The sequence below is a fragment of the Brachybacterium massiliense genome, assembly GCF_900184245.1.
Classification (GTDB): Bacteria; Actinomycetota; Actinomycetes; order Actinomycetales; family Dermabacteraceae; genus Brachybacterium; species Brachybacterium massiliense.
In genome coordinates this window covers 789,735-804,761 of sequence record NZ_FXXB01000008.1, presented here as the reverse complement: position 1 = coordinate 804,761, position 15,027 = coordinate 789,735, and the positions used below count along the sequence as shown (strand labels likewise).

Genomic DNA, 15,027 nt, shown 5'->3' with positions numbered 1-15,027 from the left:
GTGTTCTCGTTCGACGGGCCTCGAGGAGGACGGGTGAGGCCGCACGGATCAGACCAGGGTCTGACCGCGCGGGGCAGGGACGGCCCCGGAGACGGACGCGCCCGCAGGGCCGTGCGCGGGACCGTAGGGGGCAGACGACCTCCGCGCCTCCCATGGCCGCACCCTCCGCCCCGCCCGTAGCGACGGGCATGCACCCGGCCGCGCAGCCCGGCATGGTCCATCCCTCACCGGTGCTGGCGGCCCGCGGCCTGCTGATGACCTACGGCACCGCAGGCACCACCACCCGCGCCCTCGACGGCGTGGACCTCGACGTGGCGCGCGCCGACTCGCTCGCCGTGATGGGCCCCTCCGGCTGCGGCAAGACCACCCTGCTGCACATCCTCGCCGGGATCCTCACCCCCAGCTCCGGCAGCGTGCACCACGACGGCACGGACCTCGCGTCCCTGTCGGACCGGCGCCGCACCCGGATGCGGCGTCAGGACTTCGGCTTCGTCTTCCAGGACGGGCAGCTGCTGCCCGAGCTGACCGCGCTCGAGAACGTGATCCTGCCGCGCATGCTCGGAGGCGTCTCCCGCCGTGCCGCCACCGCAGAGGCCGCCTCCTGGCTGGACCGTCTCGGCCTGTCCGGCATGCACGAGCGTCGGCCCACCCAGCTCTCGGGCGGGCAGGCGCAGCGCGTCGCGATCGCCCGCGCGCTGGCCGGTCGGCCCTCGGTGGTCTTCGCCGACGAGCCCACCGGCGCGCTCGACCAGACCACCGGCCAGGCCGTGCTGCAGATCCTGGCGGACTCCTGCCGGGACACCGGCGCGAGCCTGGTGATGGTCACGCACGACGCGAAGGTCGCCGCGGCCTGCCGCCGCACCGTCGCGATGCGTGACGGCCGGATCGCCCAGGAGTTCGTGCGCCCCGCCGAAGACGTCGAGCTCGCCGGAGCGGCACGATGAACGCCCTGCTCACCTCCGCACCCCTGCTGCTGCGGCGCCGCGGCGCGCTGGCCGACGTGCTGCCGATCATCGCCTTCGCCGCCGCGACCGCGATCATCGCGACCGTGCTCGGCGGCGCGGCGGCGTTCTTCGGCCGCAGCGCCGCGGACCCCGTCGCCATGACCGGCGAGTCCTCGATCATGCCGTTCCTCTCCTTCTGTGCGTTCATCGCCTCCGCCCTGCTGGTGCCCAGCGCCGTGGGCCTCGGCGGATCCGCCGCCCGGCTGTCCCTCGCGCGGCGCGAACAGGACCTGGCCACGATGCGCCTGGTGGGCGGCACCAGCGGCCAGGTCGGCTCGGTCGCGGTGCTCGACGTCGTCGCCCAGTCGCTGCTCGGCGCCGTGATCGGCATCGGCGCCCATGTGGCGGTCACCCCTGCGCTGACCCGCCTTGACTTCGGGATCGCGCCCTTCTCGGTGGCGGACCTGCTGATGCCCCTCTGGGCGTACCCCGTGCTGGTCCTCGCCCTGGTGGTGCTCGCCGCCGGATCCGCAGGCGTGTCGCTGATGGGCGTGGTGCTCAGCCCGCTGGGCGTGGCCCGTGACTCGCGAGTGGTGCGGCTGTCCGTGATGCGCCTCGTGATCTGGGGCGTGCTGATCATCGGCTTCGTGCTCTTCATGAACGTGGGCGCGGCGCTCATGGGCCAGAGCGGCGGCGGTGCGATGGCGATCGTGATCGTGGTCCTGTTCGTCGCCGCGATCGTGGCGGGCATCAATGTGGTGGGCCCGTTCATCGTCTGGGTCTCAGCGCTGGTGCTCGCGAAGACCGCCCCGTTCCCGTCCCTGATGGTGGGCGCCCGGCGACTGGCCGGGGACCCGCGAGCCGGCTGGCGCGCCGTCTCGGGCATCACCTTCGCCCTGGTCGTCGCCGGATTCCTGACGGTCTCCGCGACGCTCGGAGAGGCCTCGAACCCGGAGGAGGCCATGCTGTTCACCGCCATGAACACCGGCGGCCTGCTCACCCTCGGGATCGCGGCGGTGCTCGCCGCAGTCAGCACCGGCGTGACCCAGACCGCCCGCGTGATCGACCAGGCCCCCCGCCTGCGCGCCCAGCACATCGCCGGCGCCGAGGTGGCCCAGCTGCATCGTGCGCGCCTTGCGGAGATCGCGGTGCCGGTGCTGCTCAGCTCGATCATCGCGACCGGCACGGCGCTGCTGGTGATCACCACCGTGCTCGGCGGAACCCCGAACAACCCGATGATGGCCCTGCAGTACCTGGGCAGCGTGGTCGGCGCCTACGTCCTGGTGATCGCTGCGGTGATGGTCGCCTCCCCGCTCGTGAAGCGGTACGCGACCCGCGCGGCCTGACCGCCGCGCGAAGGGCACGCCTGGTCCAGCACTGTCGTGCCTGGTTCAGCACCCCGTGACTGGTCCAGCATCGTCGAGCGCGGTCGGTAATGGTCGAGTACTGGCGCAGGGGCGATGACTATGGAGAAATCGCCGTAGTCATCGCCAGGACGCCAGTTCTCGACCATCGGCCTCTGCCGCAGGCACCCTGCTCCAGCGCCCGCCGGAGCGCTGCCGCAGGCACCCTGCTCCAGCGCCCGCCCCGCCCCCGCCCCGCCCCGTGCCCCCTCCGGTGCGGGGCGCGGCGTTAGGCTGACGGCATGGATCTTGAGAACGTCGCACCGACCGCCGTCCCCGAGGACGCACACCTCCTCGACGTGCGTGAGCAGAACGAGTGGGACGCCGGCCATGCCGCCAACGCCCAGCACCTCCCGGCCAGCACGCTGATGGAGAACCTCGACCAGCTGCCCGAGACCGATGACCCGCTGTACATCGTCTGCCGCTCCGGCGGGCGCAGCTTCCAGGTCGCGCAATGGCTCAACGCCAACGGCTTCGAGGCGATCAACGTCTCCGGCGGGATGGACCAGTGGTTCGAGTCCGGCCTGCCGATCGAGTCCGACGGAGACGGCGAGGCCTTCATCCTCTGAGCCAGTTCGCCTCCTCTGAGCCCGCTCGCGTGCTGAGCCGCCGGGCTCAGGTGGAGATCACGTCCTGCAGCAGGGCGTAGCCCACGAAGGCGAACACATCGAGCAGGGTGTGCGCGATGACCAGCGGCATGGTGCGGCGGGTGCGCCGGTACCACTCGCCGAACACCAGCCCCATCACCAGGTTCGCAAGGCCCGGCCCCACCCCCTGATACGTGTGGTACGCCCCGCGCAGCAGCGCGGAGACCACGATGATCCGGCGCGGCGACCAGCCCAGCTTCTCGAGCCGCTGGAACAGGTAGCCCACCACGATCACCTCCTCCAACACGGCATTTTTGATCGCGTGGAGCACCAGCACCGGCAGCGTCCACCAGTGGGTGTCCAGGGCCGCCGGGATCACCTCGACCGTCGCCCCGAGCAGCCGGCCCAGGTAGTAGATGGCCAGGCCCGGGATCCCGATGCCCGCGGTGAGCAGCACTCCGTGGGCGAGATCCCGCAGCGGGCGGGCGAGGTCCATCCCCAGATCCTGCAGCGCCTGCTGGAGCGTTCCCGCGGTCAACGTCAGCAGCAGCACCACCAGCGCCACCGGCACCAGGGTGAAGGTGATCGACAGCAGCTGGTACAGCAGGTCCAGCCAGGGGTTCTCCCGCAGCGAGCTGTTCAGCGAGGTCGACTGCGCGGACAGGGGACCGGTGGCCAGCGCCTGCGCGAGCGACAGCAAGGAGTACACGGCGCTGCGTCCCAGGGACAGGGCGAGCACCAGGATCACCTCGGCACGCAGCCATCCCCGGCTCGGGGTCATCGCCTCCATCCGGTCATACTCCCACCCCACGCCCCGGTGCGGCACCGCCCGGCATCCGCCCGCTCCGCGCCCGACCGACGCCACGTGCCAGACTCGCGCCATGACCACCGAGCACCGCGCCACCCGTCCCGCCGTCCTGATCCCCGGAGCCAGCCGCGGCATCGGCCGCGCCGTCGCCCATGAGCTCGCCGCGGACCACCACCTGATCCTCAGCGGGCGCGATGGCCGGGCGCTCGCCGCTCTCGCCGCCGAGCTGGATTCGGCCGAGGTGCTCGTCGCCGAGCTGACCGATCACGCTGCCACGGCCGAGGCGGTCCGCGCGCTCGACCTGCCGGGCGGGCTCGCTGGGGTCGTCCACTCGGCAGGGATTCTGGTCAACGGCAGCGTCGAGGAGCTGAGCGCCGAGGACTGGGAGCGGAATTTCGCGATCAACGTCACCGCGGTCTCGGAGCTGACGCGCCTGCTGCTGCCCGCGCTGCGCGAGGCGCGGGGCACGGTCGTCGCCGTGAACTCGGGCTCCGGCTACAACGCGAAGGGAGACCGCGGCGCGTACTCCGCCTCGAAGTTCGCGCTGCGGGCCTGGACGGATGCGCTGCGCCAGGAGGAGCTGCCGCACGGGGTGCGGGTCAGCTCCGTGCACCCGGGCCGGGTGGACACGGACATGCAGCACGAGCTGCGCGCCGCGGAGCAGGGCGAGTACGAGGCCGAGAAGTACATGCGCCCGGCCACCGTCGCCTCCGCGATCGGCTTCGTGCTGCGCGCACCGGAGGACGCGGTCGTGGCGAGCATCGACCTGCGACCCCGCGCGATCGGCTGAGAGCTCCCCCGGCGCCCGGGACCCGCAGTGCAGGGGCCCCGGCGCGCAGGGACCGCCGCGCAGGGCCCAGGCGCGCCCCGGGCTCAGGCGCGCCCCGGGCTCAGGCGCGCGGGGCGTCCAAGTGGTCGACCAGCTGCGCCGCGTAGCCGACGTAGGTCGCGGGGCTGAGCGCGAGCAGCCGCTCCTGCTCCGCCTCGGGCAGGCCCAGGGAGCGCACGAACTCGCGCATACCCTCGCCGTCCACGCGCTGACCTCGGGTGAGGTGCTTCAGCCGCTCGTAGGGGTTGTCGAGCCCGGGCATGCCCTGCACGCCGAGGGTGCGCATCACCGACTGGACCGCCTCGCCGAGCACCTCCCAGTTGCCGTCGAGGTCGGCCGCCATCGCGTCGGCATCCACGTCCAGCCCTGCGAGGCCCTTGCGGATGTTCGCGATCGCGAGCAACGAGTGCCCGATCGCGGGGCCGATGTTGCGCTGCGTGGTGGAGTCCGTGAGGTCCCGCTGCAGGCGCGAGGTGACCAGGGTCGAGGCCAGCGAGTCCAGCAGCGCCCCGGAGATCTCGAGGTTCGCCTCGGCGTTCTCGAAGCGGATGGGGTTGACCTTGTGGGGCATGGTCGAGGAGCCGGTGCCGCCCTGGGCGGAGAGGCGCTGACGGAAGTAGCCCATCGAGATGTAGGTCCACACGTCGGTGGCCAGGTTGTGCAGGATCCGGCCGGCGCGGGCGATGTCCGCGTACACCTCGGCCTGCCAGTCGTGGGACTCGATCTGGGTGGTCAGCGGGTTCCAGGTCAGTCCCAGGTGCTCGACGAAGGTGCGCGAGACCCGCTCCCAGTCCGCTGACGGGACGGAGACGGCGTGCGCGGCGTAGGTGCCGGTCGCGCCGTTGATCTTGCCGAGGTACTCGTCGGCCGCGATCCGCCTCGCCTGGCGGCCCAGCCGGTGCGCGAAGACGGCGATCTCCTTGCCGAGCGTGGTGGGGGTGGCGGGCTGGCCGTGGGTGCGCGAGAGCATCGGCACCTCGGCGGCATCCTTCGCGAGGGCGTTCAGATCCGCGATCACGTCCTGCAGGGCGGGCAGCCACACCTGCTCGACCGCGCCCTTGACCATCAGGGCGTAGGAGAGGTTGTTGACGTCCTCGCTGGTGCAGTAGATGTGCACCACCTCGGCGAGGGGCTCGAGCGAGGTGCCGGCCAGGCGACGCTTGATGTAGTACTCGATCGCCTTGACGTCGTGGACCGTCTCGCGCTCGATCTCGGCGTGCTCGGCGATGCCCTCGGCGCCGAAGTCCTCGGGGATCGCGCGCAGCAGGGCGCGCTCGTCCTCGGTGAGGGTGCGCAGTCCGGGGATGACCTGCTGATCGAGCAGGTGGATCATCCACTCGGTCTCCACCACCAGGCGGGAGCGGTTCAGCGCCGCCTCGGAGAGGTGGTCGACCAGCGGCGCGGTCTGCGCGCGGTAGCGGCCGTCGAGCGGGGTCAGGGCGATCTGCGGGGAGATGTCCGCGAAGGAGTGAGCCATGGGCACAGTCTCCCAGACCGGGCACGGTCCGCGCCGAGGCGGTCCTCGACGCGGACCGGTCAGGTCACTCGCCGGCGGACCAGCTGCGCTCGCGACGGTCCTGGCCGAGGCCGGTGACCCCCTCGACGATCCCCGAGAGGAGCCCGATGATCACGCCCGCGAGGAGCGCCCACCAGAAGGAGTCGAAGGCGAGGGTGAGGTCGAACAGCCCCGACACCCAGCTCGCCAGCAGCAGCATCAGCGTGTTGATGACCAGCTGGAACAGGCCCAGCGTGAGGCAGGTGATGGGGAGGGTGAGCAGGGACAGGACGGGCCTGACGATGGTGTTGATGAGCGCGAGGATCAGCGCGATCGCCGCGATCGTGAGGACCTGGGTGAGGGTGCTCGCGCTGTCGTGGCCCAGGTGCATGCCGGGCAGGATCAGCGCGGTGACCCACAGTGCGAGACCGGTGACGATGATGTGGCCGAGGAATCTCATGGCGCCATTGTCCGCCGGGAGGCTGGGCGGCGCCTCAGGGATAACCCCCAGGATCGAGGAAGCCTGCGCCGGACACCTCCGTCCCCGCGCCGCGCCCGGATCTACCCTGGGAGCATGTCCGCACATCCCGCCGAGAACATCCTCCTGCGCCCGGCGCTCGAGAACCTGCCCGCCTATGTCGCCGGCAAGCCCGCGGCCGACGACGGCATCCACCGCTACAAGGTCTCTTCGAACGAGTCGCCCTTCCCGCCGGTCCAGGCGGTGCGCGAGGCGGCGATCGCCTCGCTCGAGCAGACGCATCGCTATCCGGACGCCGCCGCCCAGGAGCTGCGGGATGCGCTCGGGCGCGAGCATGGCGTGGAGGCCTCCCAGATCTGCCTGTCCACGGGCTCCGTCGCGGTCTCCGGCGACCTGGTGCGGGCGCTGGTGGGGGAGGGCGACGAGGTGGTCTTCGCCTGGCGCTCCTTCGAGGCGTACCCGATCCTGGTGGGCTCTCACGGCGGGGTGCCGGTGCCGGTCCCGCTCACCGAGGACGGCGAGCACGATCTCGAGGCGATGGCCGTAGCGATCACCGAGCGCACCCGGCTGATCCTGCTGTGCACCCCGAACAACCCCACCGGCCCGTCGCTGTCCACGGATCAGGTCGAGGAGTTCCTGGCCCGTGTGCCCGACCACGTGGTGGTCGCGATCGACGAGGCGTACCGCGAGTTCCACGATCCCGCGACCGTGCTCGGCACCGCCGGGATCTTCCGCCGCCACGGCAACGTGGTGCTGCTGCGCACCTTCTCCAAGCTGCAGGGCCTGGCGGGCCTGAGGATCGGCTACGCGGTCGCGCATCCGCGGCTGGCCCGTGCGCTCGGCCAGGTCACCGTGCCCTTCGGGGCCAGCGCGCCCGCGCAGGCCGCAGCGCTCGCGAGCCTGCACCCCGAGGTGCGGGACGAACTGGACCGCCGCGCCGGATGGATCCGTGACGAGCGCTCGCGGGTGCTGCGTGCGCTCGCCGAGCAGGGCTGGGAGCTGCCCGTCAGCCACGGCAACTTCGTCTACTTCCCGCTCGGGGAGCGCAGCGGTGAGTTCACCGAGTTCGCCGACGCGCGAGGGCTGGTGCTGCGCGCCTACGGCGCCGACGGGGTGCGCGCCACGATCGCCGAGCAGGAGGCGAACGATCGCCTGATCCAGATCGCGGGGGCCTGGCGGGAGCGCTGAGCCGGCGCCGCGGGGACCGACGAGCGCGTGACGCTCGGCGCCGCGGACCCTCAGCGCACGATCTCGTCGGCCTCGCCCGTCATCCCGATCCGCTCGGCGACGTAGTCGATGTCCTTGTCGCCGCGCCCGGAGAGGTTCACCAGCAGGTTCTGTTCCGCGGGGAGCGTCGGCGCGATCCGGATCGCGTGCGCGAGCGCATGTGCGGACTCGAGCGCCGGGATGATGCCCTCGCTGCGGCTGAGCTCCACGAACGCGGCGAGCACCGCGTCATCGCCCTCCTTGACGTACTCGACGCGCCCCACCTCCGCCAGGTGCGCGTGCTGGGGGCCGACGCCGGGGTAGTCCAGGCCCGAGGCGATCGAGTGGACCTCTGCGGGCTCGCCCTGCGCGTCCTGCAGCACCAGGGTGTTCATGCCGTGGAGCATCCCGGGGGAGCCGAAGCTCATGGTCGCCGCATGCTGTCCCGCCTCATCGCCCTGGCCGCCGGGCTCGACGCCGATCAGGCGCACCTCGCGGTCCTCGAGGAAGCCCGTGAACGCGCCCATCGCGTTCGAGCCGCCGCCCACCGAGGCGATCACCGCGTCCGGGAGGCGGCCGTGCGTCGTGAGGAACTGGGAGCGGGCCTCGCGGCCCACCACCGACTGGAAGTCCCGCACCAGGTCGGGGAAGGGAGCGGGGCCCACCACCGAACCGATCGCGAAGAGGTATCGCTCGGGATCTGCGGCGTAGACGTCGAACGCCGAGTCCACCGCCTCCTTGAGGGTGCGCTGGCCGGCCTCGACCGAGACCACCTTCGCCCCGAGCAGGCGCATACGCACCACGTTGGGGTGCTGCTTGGCGACGTCGACCGCTCCCATGTGGATCTCGCACTCCAGGCCCACCAGGGCTGCAGCGGTCGCGAGCGCCACCCCGTGCTGACCGGCGCCGGTCTCCGCGATCAGGGTGCGCTTGCCCATCCGCTTCGCGAGCAGGGCCTCACCGATGGTGTGGTTGATCTTGTGGGCGCCGGTGTGGTTGAGGTCCTCACGCTTGAGGTGGATGCGGGCCCCGCCGAGGCCGTCGGAGAGGCGGTCCGCCGCGGTGATCGGCGAGGGGCGGCCCACGACGTCCCGCAGCAGGCGGGTGTACTCGGCGTAGAACTCCGGATCGTGACGCGCCTCCTGGTACGCGGCGGCGACCTCCGCCATCGGACCCACCAGCGGCGGAGGCAGGTCCGCTCCGCCGAAGCCGCCGAAGCCGCCGCCGGTGTTCCCGGCGAACTCGGGGGAGCGGGTGAGGTCTGCGGCCTCCGCCAGAGTGCGGGGCTCGGCGGTCGGCGCGGCAGGTGCGGTCGTGGGGGCGGGAGCGGTGCCGGTCATGAGGGTCCTTCGAGGTATGGGCCCGTCCCGGGCTGCGTCATTGCAGAAGAAGCCGCCCGGCGACGGGCGGCTTCGGTGTCAGCGCATGCGACAGGGAACCGCCCTCAGGCGGTCCACCAGGTCATCGTGATACGCATGGTGATGAGTATAGGGGTGGGGCGGCACGACGTGCATCGACTCATGCGTCCCAGGCGATGCCCTCAAGCCGTGCGCATCACGCGGACCGGGTCACGTCGCGCCGCGAAGGCTGCCGGAGGGACCGCGGCCGCGAACGCCGTCGCGATACCGAGCACGGCGATCGCGACGACGACCCTCGGTGGCACCATCGCGTCGGCCATCCCTAGGCTCAAGCCGGCGGCGGCTGCAAGAGCGGCGCCGGGCACCGCCGCGAGTGCCGTGCGCACCGAGACGAGCAGGACGAGATCGAGCCGACCGATGCCGAGAGTGCGACGGCGGCCGAGGTCGCGGCTGCGGATCATCACGTCCGCGAGCACGACCGTCGCGACGAGGAAGAGCCCCGCGCCGAGTACGATCGCCAGAAGCTGCCGCGCCGAGGCCGCGAGTTGCGCATCGAGTTCGAGCGCCGTCCGGGCGGCAGTGAGCGGTGAGGAGACGGTGATCATCGTCGGGTCCGGAGGCGCGAGGACTGCCAGCGCGGCGCTGTGCATCGGCGCGACCGCGGCGAGGGACGATGCGAGTACGTCGACCGTAGACAGCCGCGCCGAGCCATCCGTCGCGCCGAGAACGCCGCTGTCGAGGTGCGCGAAGGCATCGGTGGGGGCGTAGATCCCGACGACGGGTATTTGGCGACCGTCGACCGTCTCGACGGCCCCGACCCCGGTCTCGAGACCGAACACCTCCTGCGCGCGCTCCGACACGAGGGCCTCTCCCGGTGCGGGCCAGCGCCCGCCGATGAGGGTCACCGCCTGCGGCAGGTCCCCGGTGACGTCCCACAGGGGCGCGGCGTCGCTCCCGGAGCCGAGCGCAGCGTTTACCACGTCAGTGGCCGGCGTGCGCGCGAGGACGGCCTCGGCGTCGTCGAGCCCCTGGAGGACGCCGACGGTCGCGGGATTGATGAACTCCGCGCCGACCTCGGCCGTCATCGAGAGCAGCCGGGCATCGGGTCCCGAGAGCTGCTCGTGGATGGCGCGCCGGCTCGCCTCCGCCTGTCCCGCCGTGAGGATAGCGACCAGGCACATCGCTGCAGAGACCAACACGACAAGGGCCGACGGGATGCGGGCGGCGAGGGCGCTCGCCGCCGCCTCACGGAGCAAGATCGCGGGTCTCACAGGGCCAGCATCTCGTCGCAGCGGTCGACCACGTGCTCGTCGTGGGTCGCGACGATGACCGTACGCCCCTCCGCCGCGACATCGGCGAGCGCCCCGAGCACCAGATTCGCGTTGTCGCGGTCGAGGTTGCCGGTGGGTTCGTCCGCGAGCACGACGTCGGGGTCGTTCAGCAGCGCCCGGCAGAGCGCGACGCGCTGCGCCTGCCCGCCGCTGATCTGCCCCGGGCGGTGGGCGGCCCGATGATCGAGGCCGAAACGCGTGAGCAACGTCGTCGCTGCGGAGCGCAGCTCGCCGGGCCGACCTCCGCCGTAGAGGCCGGCCTCGCACACCGCGTCGAGGATCGTGCGGGTGGGATCGAGTTCGGCGTCCTGGAAGACGAAGCCGAAGCGCCGGGCGCGCAGGGCAGAGCGCTCGGCGTCGGGAGCCGAGGACACGGCCCGACCGGCGAGGGACACCGCCCCGGACATGGGGGTGAGGAGGAGGCCGAGGACGTACAGCAGGGTCGACTTCCCCCGGCCGGAGGGACCGGTCAGTGCGGTGACGGTGCCGGGCACGAAGGAATGGTCGAGGCCGTGGTACATCTCCTCTCCGCGCCGCGAGTACCGAAAACGCAGGTCGGCCACGGCCAGGACGGGGCGCGTCATTCTCCACCGTCCGAGGCCGGGGGACTGTCCCCGCTGGTCTCCAACGGTGCATCGCCCTGCGGGAGCTGGATTTCTTGGCCGTCGCTCAGGCCGTCGACCACGGCGATCCCGTCCTGCACGCCAAGGACCGTCACCTCGACGCTCTCGCCGCTGCCGGCGAGGCGGACCGTGGTGCGGCCGTCGGCCCCGGTGAGGATCGCGGCCTGCGGGACCGCCGGGCCGGACTGGGCGGGGACGAGGAGCACGTCGGTCATCAGGTTGAGGCTCTCGGCGCCCGAGAGGCTCGCGCACTGCTCGCCGCAGACCGGGCCGCCGTCCGGCGCAGCGAGGACGAGATCCGTCCCGGTGTCGCCCGGCCCCGATTCGGCAATGATCGCTGGCCATGAGTCCTCGCCGGAGTGCACCGTCAAGGTGGCGTCGGACGGGATGAGCTGCGCCTGCGCCGTGGACACCGACATGACGAATCGAGGCTCACCGGCCGGGACCGTCACTGCTGTCTCACCGCCGGCGACCTGGAGCCCGACGCCGACCACCGTGGAGTCGAGCCGGACGGGGCTGGGAAGGTGGGGGATTGCGACGAGCTCGCCGTGGGGCAGAGATCCGGTGGCGGGGCGTCCCGACTCCCGCTGCCAGGCCCGCACGGCCCGCTCCGTCGCGGCATCGAAGTTCCCGTCGGCCTCATGGCCGAGATGGCCGAGCTCCCGCAAGGCGTCCTGGATCTGTGCGACGTCGTCACCGCGGGAGCCCGGCTCGAGGTCGCGGTAGAACGGCACCTCGCCCGGCACAGCGCGCACGGGGACGAGATCCACCGCGTACAACAGGTCTCCGATGTCGACAGGCCCCGGCTCGCCGACCGCGGTGACGGTGCCTGTCAGGGAGTTGACCGCGATCGGTGCGAAGCTCTGGGTCACCGTCGTGACGAGGGTGAAGGAGCGGCCCACCTCTTGAGTGCTGACGGTCACGACTGGTGCGCCCGTCTCCTCCACGGCGTCGATCGGAGAAGGGCCGACGGTGACGCGCCCCGCCCAGAACGCGGCGGCGAGGAGCACGAGGCACAGCAGGACCAGTAGCAGGAGCCGGGCGGGGGAGCGGGAACCGGAGGTCATGGTGGCTTTCGGTGGGCGTCAGGAACCGTAGAAGTGTTCATCCGGAGGATAGGGCGGGCACATTGCCGCTACAGGGTCCAGCCGGTCCTCGGGGAGGGAGAACAACGCCTCGTAAGGCCACCAGCGTGAATCTGGATCGCTGTAGAAGGTCTCGACGTAGGTCTCGCGCGAAGGGACCGGGCCATCGGGGAGCTCCACTTCTTGAGCCTCGAGACAGGGCAGGAACGCTTCGTTCCAGTAGTCCCAGAGGAGCCCGAGCTGGTCGGGGGACCAGTCGTCCATGAGTTGAGGCAAAGGCGAATACTGGGCATTGCAGGTGTACAGCACGAGATCGAGCGCCTCTTTTTGAGAGGCTGGCGGGGGAGGATCGAAGTACGGCAGTCCGAGTGTATCTAGGGTTTGCGGGAAACCCGCATTCGTGGAGCACTCTGCGTAAGATTCCTGATACTCCCGCATCGACGTCGTCCAGCGGATGAGATCGACTTCCGGAGGATCTACCATACCGCTCTCCTGCGCCATGGAGATGAGCCATCCCTCTCGCCACTCCAACTGTTCGGCCTCGGTGTAGGTGGGATGCGAGATCGGCTGGCTCGGCGCCCAGGTGCTGGCGTCGATCGTGTCGGGCGTCGGGTCGTCGGGGGTTTCGTTGAACGGTGCGTTGCACCCGCCGAGCACTGTTACTGCGAGGATCGCGGTCAGTACCCAGCGGGTCGGCGAAGTGCGAAGCCGCATGAGGTCAGCCGATGCCGCCCTGGCACCAGGCGTAGGTTCCGCTGTAGAGCAAGGTGTTCGATGAGGCGCTCCAGTTACCGCTGGAAACCAGCGATGTCTTGGAGTAGTGGTAATAACCATTGACACTGAAAAGCGTGGAGCCGTTGACGGTGGCCGACAGGGCGCCGAGGCGCTGCTGCTCAGCCCGAACCCCGACCTTGCCGCCCCCTGCACTGCAGTTGATCGAGCCGGATTCAGTGGCAGCGAGCGCCGGGGCTGCACTGAGCCCCAGTAGGGCAATGAGCAACGTCGCCGCCAGGGTGGACAAGCGTCGTTTCATGATGCGCCTCCTCGAACGTGAGTGATATGAGTTACCCCGCAAGGTAGTCGTAACCTTGGCCGCTGGGGGATGGTTGATGGAGTGTTACCCATTTGTGATCTATCAGAGGCCACTCAGTAGTTCTGGCTGTTTGGGCTGCGACCCACGATATTCGACGGGTTGAGTGCGGCCATTCCTGAATCTACCCGTTACCTTGTGAGTACTCCCGACCACCGGGGTCTGGTTGGTCGGCCAGGTATCAGGAGCAGGCGCGCCAGGAAGCGGGTCACGGATTCGGTCCGCGGGCGCCGTGGTCGCCTCGAGCCCCGCCGACTCGCGTCGGCGAGAGCTGCGACTCACGCTGGTCCCGCCCGATTCCTAGGCGGTAGCCTAGGGCGGGCCGCACCGGCGCACGACGACGGCCGACAACGACGGCGGCCGCAGGTCGACGGGTATAGGGGGCGGAGTAACGAATGGCCGAGCGACATTCCGTCGCGCCCCCGTCGGAGCCGTCTCGGCCCGTAGCGTCCCGTCTGGGCGGGGCACGCGCGTACGTGGTCTGGATCGGCGCGGTGATGGCGTACTCGGTCGCGGTCCTCCAGCGCACCACCATGGGCGTCGCCGGGCTCGAGGCGGCCGATCGCTTCGGTGCCTCCGCCACCATCGTCTCGAGCTTCGTGGTGCTGCAGTTGGGCGTCTACGCCCTCGCCCAGATCCCCGCCGGGATGCTGCTGGACCGTTACGGCTCCCGCGTCACCCTGGTCGCGGGCGCGCTGCTGATGGGCGCGGGCCAGCTGCTGATGGCACAGACCGAGACCGTGGGCACCGCGATGATCGCCCGCATCGTGCTGGGCGCCGGGGACGCGCTGACCTTCTCGAGCGCGATCCGTCTGGTCCCGGCCTGGTTCCCCGCCGGACGGGTTCCGGTGCTCACCCAGCTCACCGGCATCCTCGGCCAGGTGGGGCAGATCGCCTCCGCGGTGCCCTTCGTGGCGGTGCTGAGCGTGGCCGGATGGGGCACCGCCTTCACGTCGGCCGCCTCCCTCAGCGCGATCGCCGCGCTGCTGGTGCTGCTGGTGGTCCGCGCGACCCCGCCCGGGGTTCCGCGCCCGCGCCAGCGGCAGGACCTGCGCAGGATCCCGCTGGTGCTCGCCCGCATCCTCCGCCACCCCTCCACCCAGCTGGGCTTCTTCACCCACTACACCGCCGGGTTCACCGGCATCGCCTTCTCGATGATGTGGGGCTATCCGTATCTCACGGCGGGGGAGGGGCTCAGCCGGCCCGCGGCCTCCGCGGTGATGACGGTGCTGGTGGTCGTCGCGATCATCGGAGGGCCGCTGATCGGCGCGCTCACCCAGCGCCATCCGCTGCGCCGCTCCACGCTCGTGCTGCTGATCGTGGCGGCCATCGTGGTGCCCCTCGCGGCGCTCGTGCTGTGGCCCGGGCCCGCCCCGATCTGGCTGCTGATCGTGCTGGTCGCCGGCTTCTCGATCGGCGGGCCGGCCAGCAGCGTGGGCTTCGACTTCCCGCGCACGGATCTGGCCCGGCATCGGCTGGGCACCGCCACCGGCGTGGTGATCATGGGCGGGTTCCTCGGCGGGCTCACCGCGATCCTGCTGATCGGCGTGGTGCTGGACCTTCTGCGGCCCGACGGGAACTATGACCTCGAGGCCTTCCGCCTGGCCTTCGCGGTGCAGCTGCCGATGCTCGCGATCGGGGTGGTGGGGATGCTCGTGACCAGGCAGAACCTGCGGCGACGGATGGCCGCTCGCGGGCAGGACGTGCCGCCGTGGCGCGATGTGTGGCGCTCGGGCCGCTGGCGCCGGCTCTGAGGGCTCCGGACAGCGCCGCCAGCGGCTTGCCGTCCG

15 protein-coding genes are annotated in these 15,027 nt (G+C 71.3%); 6 read left to right on the top strand and 9 right to left on the bottom strand.

Annotated features, from left to right (window positions below; translation table 11 throughout):
- The first annotated feature begins 152 nt into the window (after nt 1–152).
- From BN4251_RS13750 to BN4251_RS13740, 3 genes are all read left to right on the top strand, one after another.
- On the top strand, nt 153–944 hold the full coding sequence (locus BN4251_RS13750) for an ABC transporter ATP-binding protein (protein ID WP_087485625.1): 792 nt from the start codon (nt 153–155) through the stop codon (nt 942–944).
- The gene (locus BN4251_RS13745; RefSeq protein ID WP_087485624.1) at nt 941–2,290 is read left to right on the top strand and encodes an FtsX-like permease family protein; all 1,350 of its coding nucleotides are present in this window, start codon (nt 941–943) and stop codon (nt 2,288–2,290) included. Before BN4251_RS13750 ends, BN4251_RS13745 begins: the two co-directional genes overlap by 4 nt.
- 299 nt (nt 2,291–2,589) lie before the next feature.
- A complete protein-coding gene (locus tag BN4251_RS13740; RefSeq protein ID WP_087485623.1) occupies nt 2,590–2,916 on the top strand; it encodes a rhodanese-like domain-containing protein in 327 nt (108 codons plus the stop codon).
- A 46-nt stretch (nt 2,917–2,962) separates the two neighbouring features.
- Here the strand turns inward: BN4251_RS13740 and BN4251_RS13735 are convergent, their stop codons facing one another.
- Complete coding sequence (locus tag BN4251_RS13735; protein WP_087485622.1) at nt 2,963–3,724, bottom strand: CPBP family intramembrane glutamic endopeptidase; 762 nt, start codon at nt 3,722–3,724, stop codon at nt 2,963–2,965.
- A 91-nt stretch (nt 3,725–3,815) separates the two neighbouring features.
- Here BN4251_RS13735 and BN4251_RS13730 point away from each other — a divergent pair, with 91 nt between their 5' ends.
- A complete protein-coding gene (locus BN4251_RS13730) occupies nt 3,816–4,532 on the top strand; it encodes an SDR family oxidoreductase (RefSeq protein ID WP_087485621.1) in 717 nt (238 codons plus the stop codon).
- A 100-nt stretch (nt 4,533–4,632) separates the two neighbouring features.
- On the opposite strand, the gene purB is transcribed toward BN4251_RS13730, so the two are convergent.
- The gene (gene purB, locus BN4251_RS13725; protein WP_087485620.1) at nt 4,633–6,048 is read right to left on the bottom strand and encodes an adenylosuccinate lyase; all 1,416 of its coding nucleotides are present in this window, start codon (nt 6,046–6,048) and stop codon (nt 4,633–4,635) included.
- Between the two features lie 64 nt (nt 6,049–6,112).
- A complete protein-coding gene (locus BN4251_RS13720) occupies nt 6,113–6,526 on the bottom strand; it encodes a phage holin family protein (RefSeq protein ID WP_087485619.1) in 414 nt (137 codons plus the stop codon).
- A gap of 114 nt (nt 6,527–6,640) precedes the next feature.
- Here BN4251_RS13720 and BN4251_RS13715 point away from each other — a divergent pair, with 114 nt between their 5' ends.
- Nucleotides 6,641–7,732: a histidinol-phosphate transaminase gene (locus BN4251_RS13715; protein WP_087485618.1), complete on the top strand. Its 1,092-nt coding sequence runs from the start codon at nt 6,641–6,643 to the stop codon at nt 7,730–7,732.
- A 50-nt stretch (nt 7,733–7,782) separates the two neighbouring features.
- Here BN4251_RS13715 and trpB read toward each other — a convergent pair whose 3' ends face one another.
- From trpB to BN4251_RS13685, 6 genes are all read right to left on the bottom strand, one after another.
- The gene (gene trpB, locus BN4251_RS13710; protein WP_087485617.1) at nt 7,783–9,090 is read right to left on the bottom strand and encodes a tryptophan synthase subunit beta; all 1,308 of its coding nucleotides are present in this window, start codon (nt 9,088–9,090) and stop codon (nt 7,783–7,785) included.
- A 200-nt stretch (nt 9,091–9,290) separates the two neighbouring features.
- A complete protein-coding gene (locus BN4251_RS13705; RefSeq protein WP_140398447.1) occupies nt 9,291–10,193 on the bottom strand; it encodes a permease in 903 nt (300 codons plus the stop codon).
- 182 nt (nt 10,194–10,375) lie between these two features.
- Entirely contained in the window at nt 10,376–11,023 is a 648-nt protein-coding gene (locus BN4251_RS13700; protein ID WP_087485615.1) for an ABC transporter ATP-binding protein, read from the bottom strand.
- Complete coding sequence (locus BN4251_RS13695; RefSeq protein ID WP_087485614.1) at nt 11,020–12,129, bottom strand: peptidoglycan-binding domain-containing protein; 1,110 nt, start codon at nt 12,127–12,129, stop codon at nt 11,020–11,022. Before BN4251_RS13695 ends, BN4251_RS13700 begins: the two co-directional genes overlap by 4 nt.
- An 18-nt stretch (nt 12,130–12,147) precedes the next feature.
- A complete protein-coding gene (locus BN4251_RS13690) occupies nt 12,148–12,861 on the bottom strand; it encodes a hypothetical protein (protein ID WP_087485613.1) in 714 nt (237 codons plus the stop codon).
- Between the two features lie 4 nt (nt 12,862–12,865).
- Nucleotides 12,866–13,180: a hypothetical protein gene (locus BN4251_RS13685; RefSeq protein WP_087485612.1), complete on the bottom strand. Its 315-nt coding sequence runs from the start codon at nt 13,178–13,180 to the stop codon at nt 12,866–12,868.
- A gap of 452 nt (nt 13,181–13,632) precedes the next feature.
- Between BN4251_RS13685 and BN4251_RS13680 the strand changes: the two genes are divergently transcribed.
- On the top strand, nt 13,633–14,991 hold the full coding sequence (locus tag BN4251_RS13680; protein ID WP_087485611.1) for an MFS transporter: 1,359 nt from the start codon (nt 13,633–13,635) through the stop codon (nt 14,989–14,991).
- The last annotated feature ends 36 nt before the right edge of the window (nt 14,992–15,027 follow it).

Excerpts from the sequence above, each read along its gene's own strand:
- BN4251_RS13685 (WP_087485612.1), bottom strand. The coding sequence starts at position 13,180 with ATGAAACGACGCTTGTCCACCCTGGCGGCGACGTTGCTCATTGCCCTA.
- BN4251_RS13715 (WP_087485618.1), top strand. The coding sequence starts at position 6,641 with ATGTCCGCACATCCCGCCGAGAACATCCTCCTGCGCCCGGCGCTCGAG.
- BN4251_RS13700 (WP_087485615.1), bottom strand. The coding sequence starts at position 11,023 with ATGACGCGCCCCGTCCTGGCCGTGGCCGACCTGCGTTTTCGGTACTCG.
- BN4251_RS13695 (WP_087485614.1), bottom strand. The coding sequence starts at position 12,129 with ATGACCTCCGGTTCCCGCTCCCCCGCCCGGCTCCTGCTACTGGTCCTG.
- BN4251_RS13690 (WP_087485613.1), bottom strand. The coding sequence starts at position 12,861 with ATGCGGCTTCGCACTTCGCCGACCCGCTGGGTACTGACCGCGATCCTC.
- BN4251_RS13740 (WP_087485623.1), top strand. The coding sequence starts at position 2,590 with ATGGATCTTGAGAACGTCGCACCGACCGCCGTCCCCGAGGACGCACAC.
- BN4251_RS13745 (WP_087485624.1), top strand. The coding sequence starts at position 941 with ATGAACGCCCTGCTCACCTCCGCACCCCTGCTGCTGCGGCGCCGCGGC.
- BN4251_RS13705 (WP_140398447.1), bottom strand. The coding sequence starts at position 10,193 with ATGACGGCCGAGGTCGGCGCGGAGTTCATCAATCCCGCGACCGTCGGC.
- BN4251_RS13720 (WP_087485619.1), bottom strand. The coding sequence starts at position 6,526 with ATGAGATTCCTCGGCCACATCATCGTCACCGGTCTCGCACTGTGGGTC.
- BN4251_RS13680 (WP_087485611.1), top strand. The coding sequence starts at position 13,633 with ATGGCCGAGCGACATTCCGTCGCGCCCCCGTCGGAGCCGTCTCGGCCC.
- BN4251_RS13730 (WP_087485621.1), top strand. The coding sequence starts at position 3,816 with ATGACCACCGAGCACCGCGCCACCCGTCCCGCCGTCCTGATCCCCGGA.
- purB (WP_087485620.1), bottom strand. The coding sequence starts at position 6,048 with ATGGCTCACTCCTTCGCGGACATCTCCCCGCAGATCGCCCTGACCCCG.
- BN4251_RS13735 (WP_087485622.1), bottom strand. The coding sequence starts at position 3,724 with ATGGAGGCGATGACCCCGAGCCGGGGATGGCTGCGTGCCGAGGTGATC.
- BN4251_RS13750 (WP_087485625.1), top strand. The coding sequence starts at position 153 with ATGGCCGCACCCTCCGCCCCGCCCGTAGCGACGGGCATGCACCCGGCC.
- trpB (WP_087485617.1), bottom strand. The coding sequence starts at position 9,090 with ATGACCGGCACCGCTCCCGCCCCCACGACCGCACCTGCCGCGCCGACC.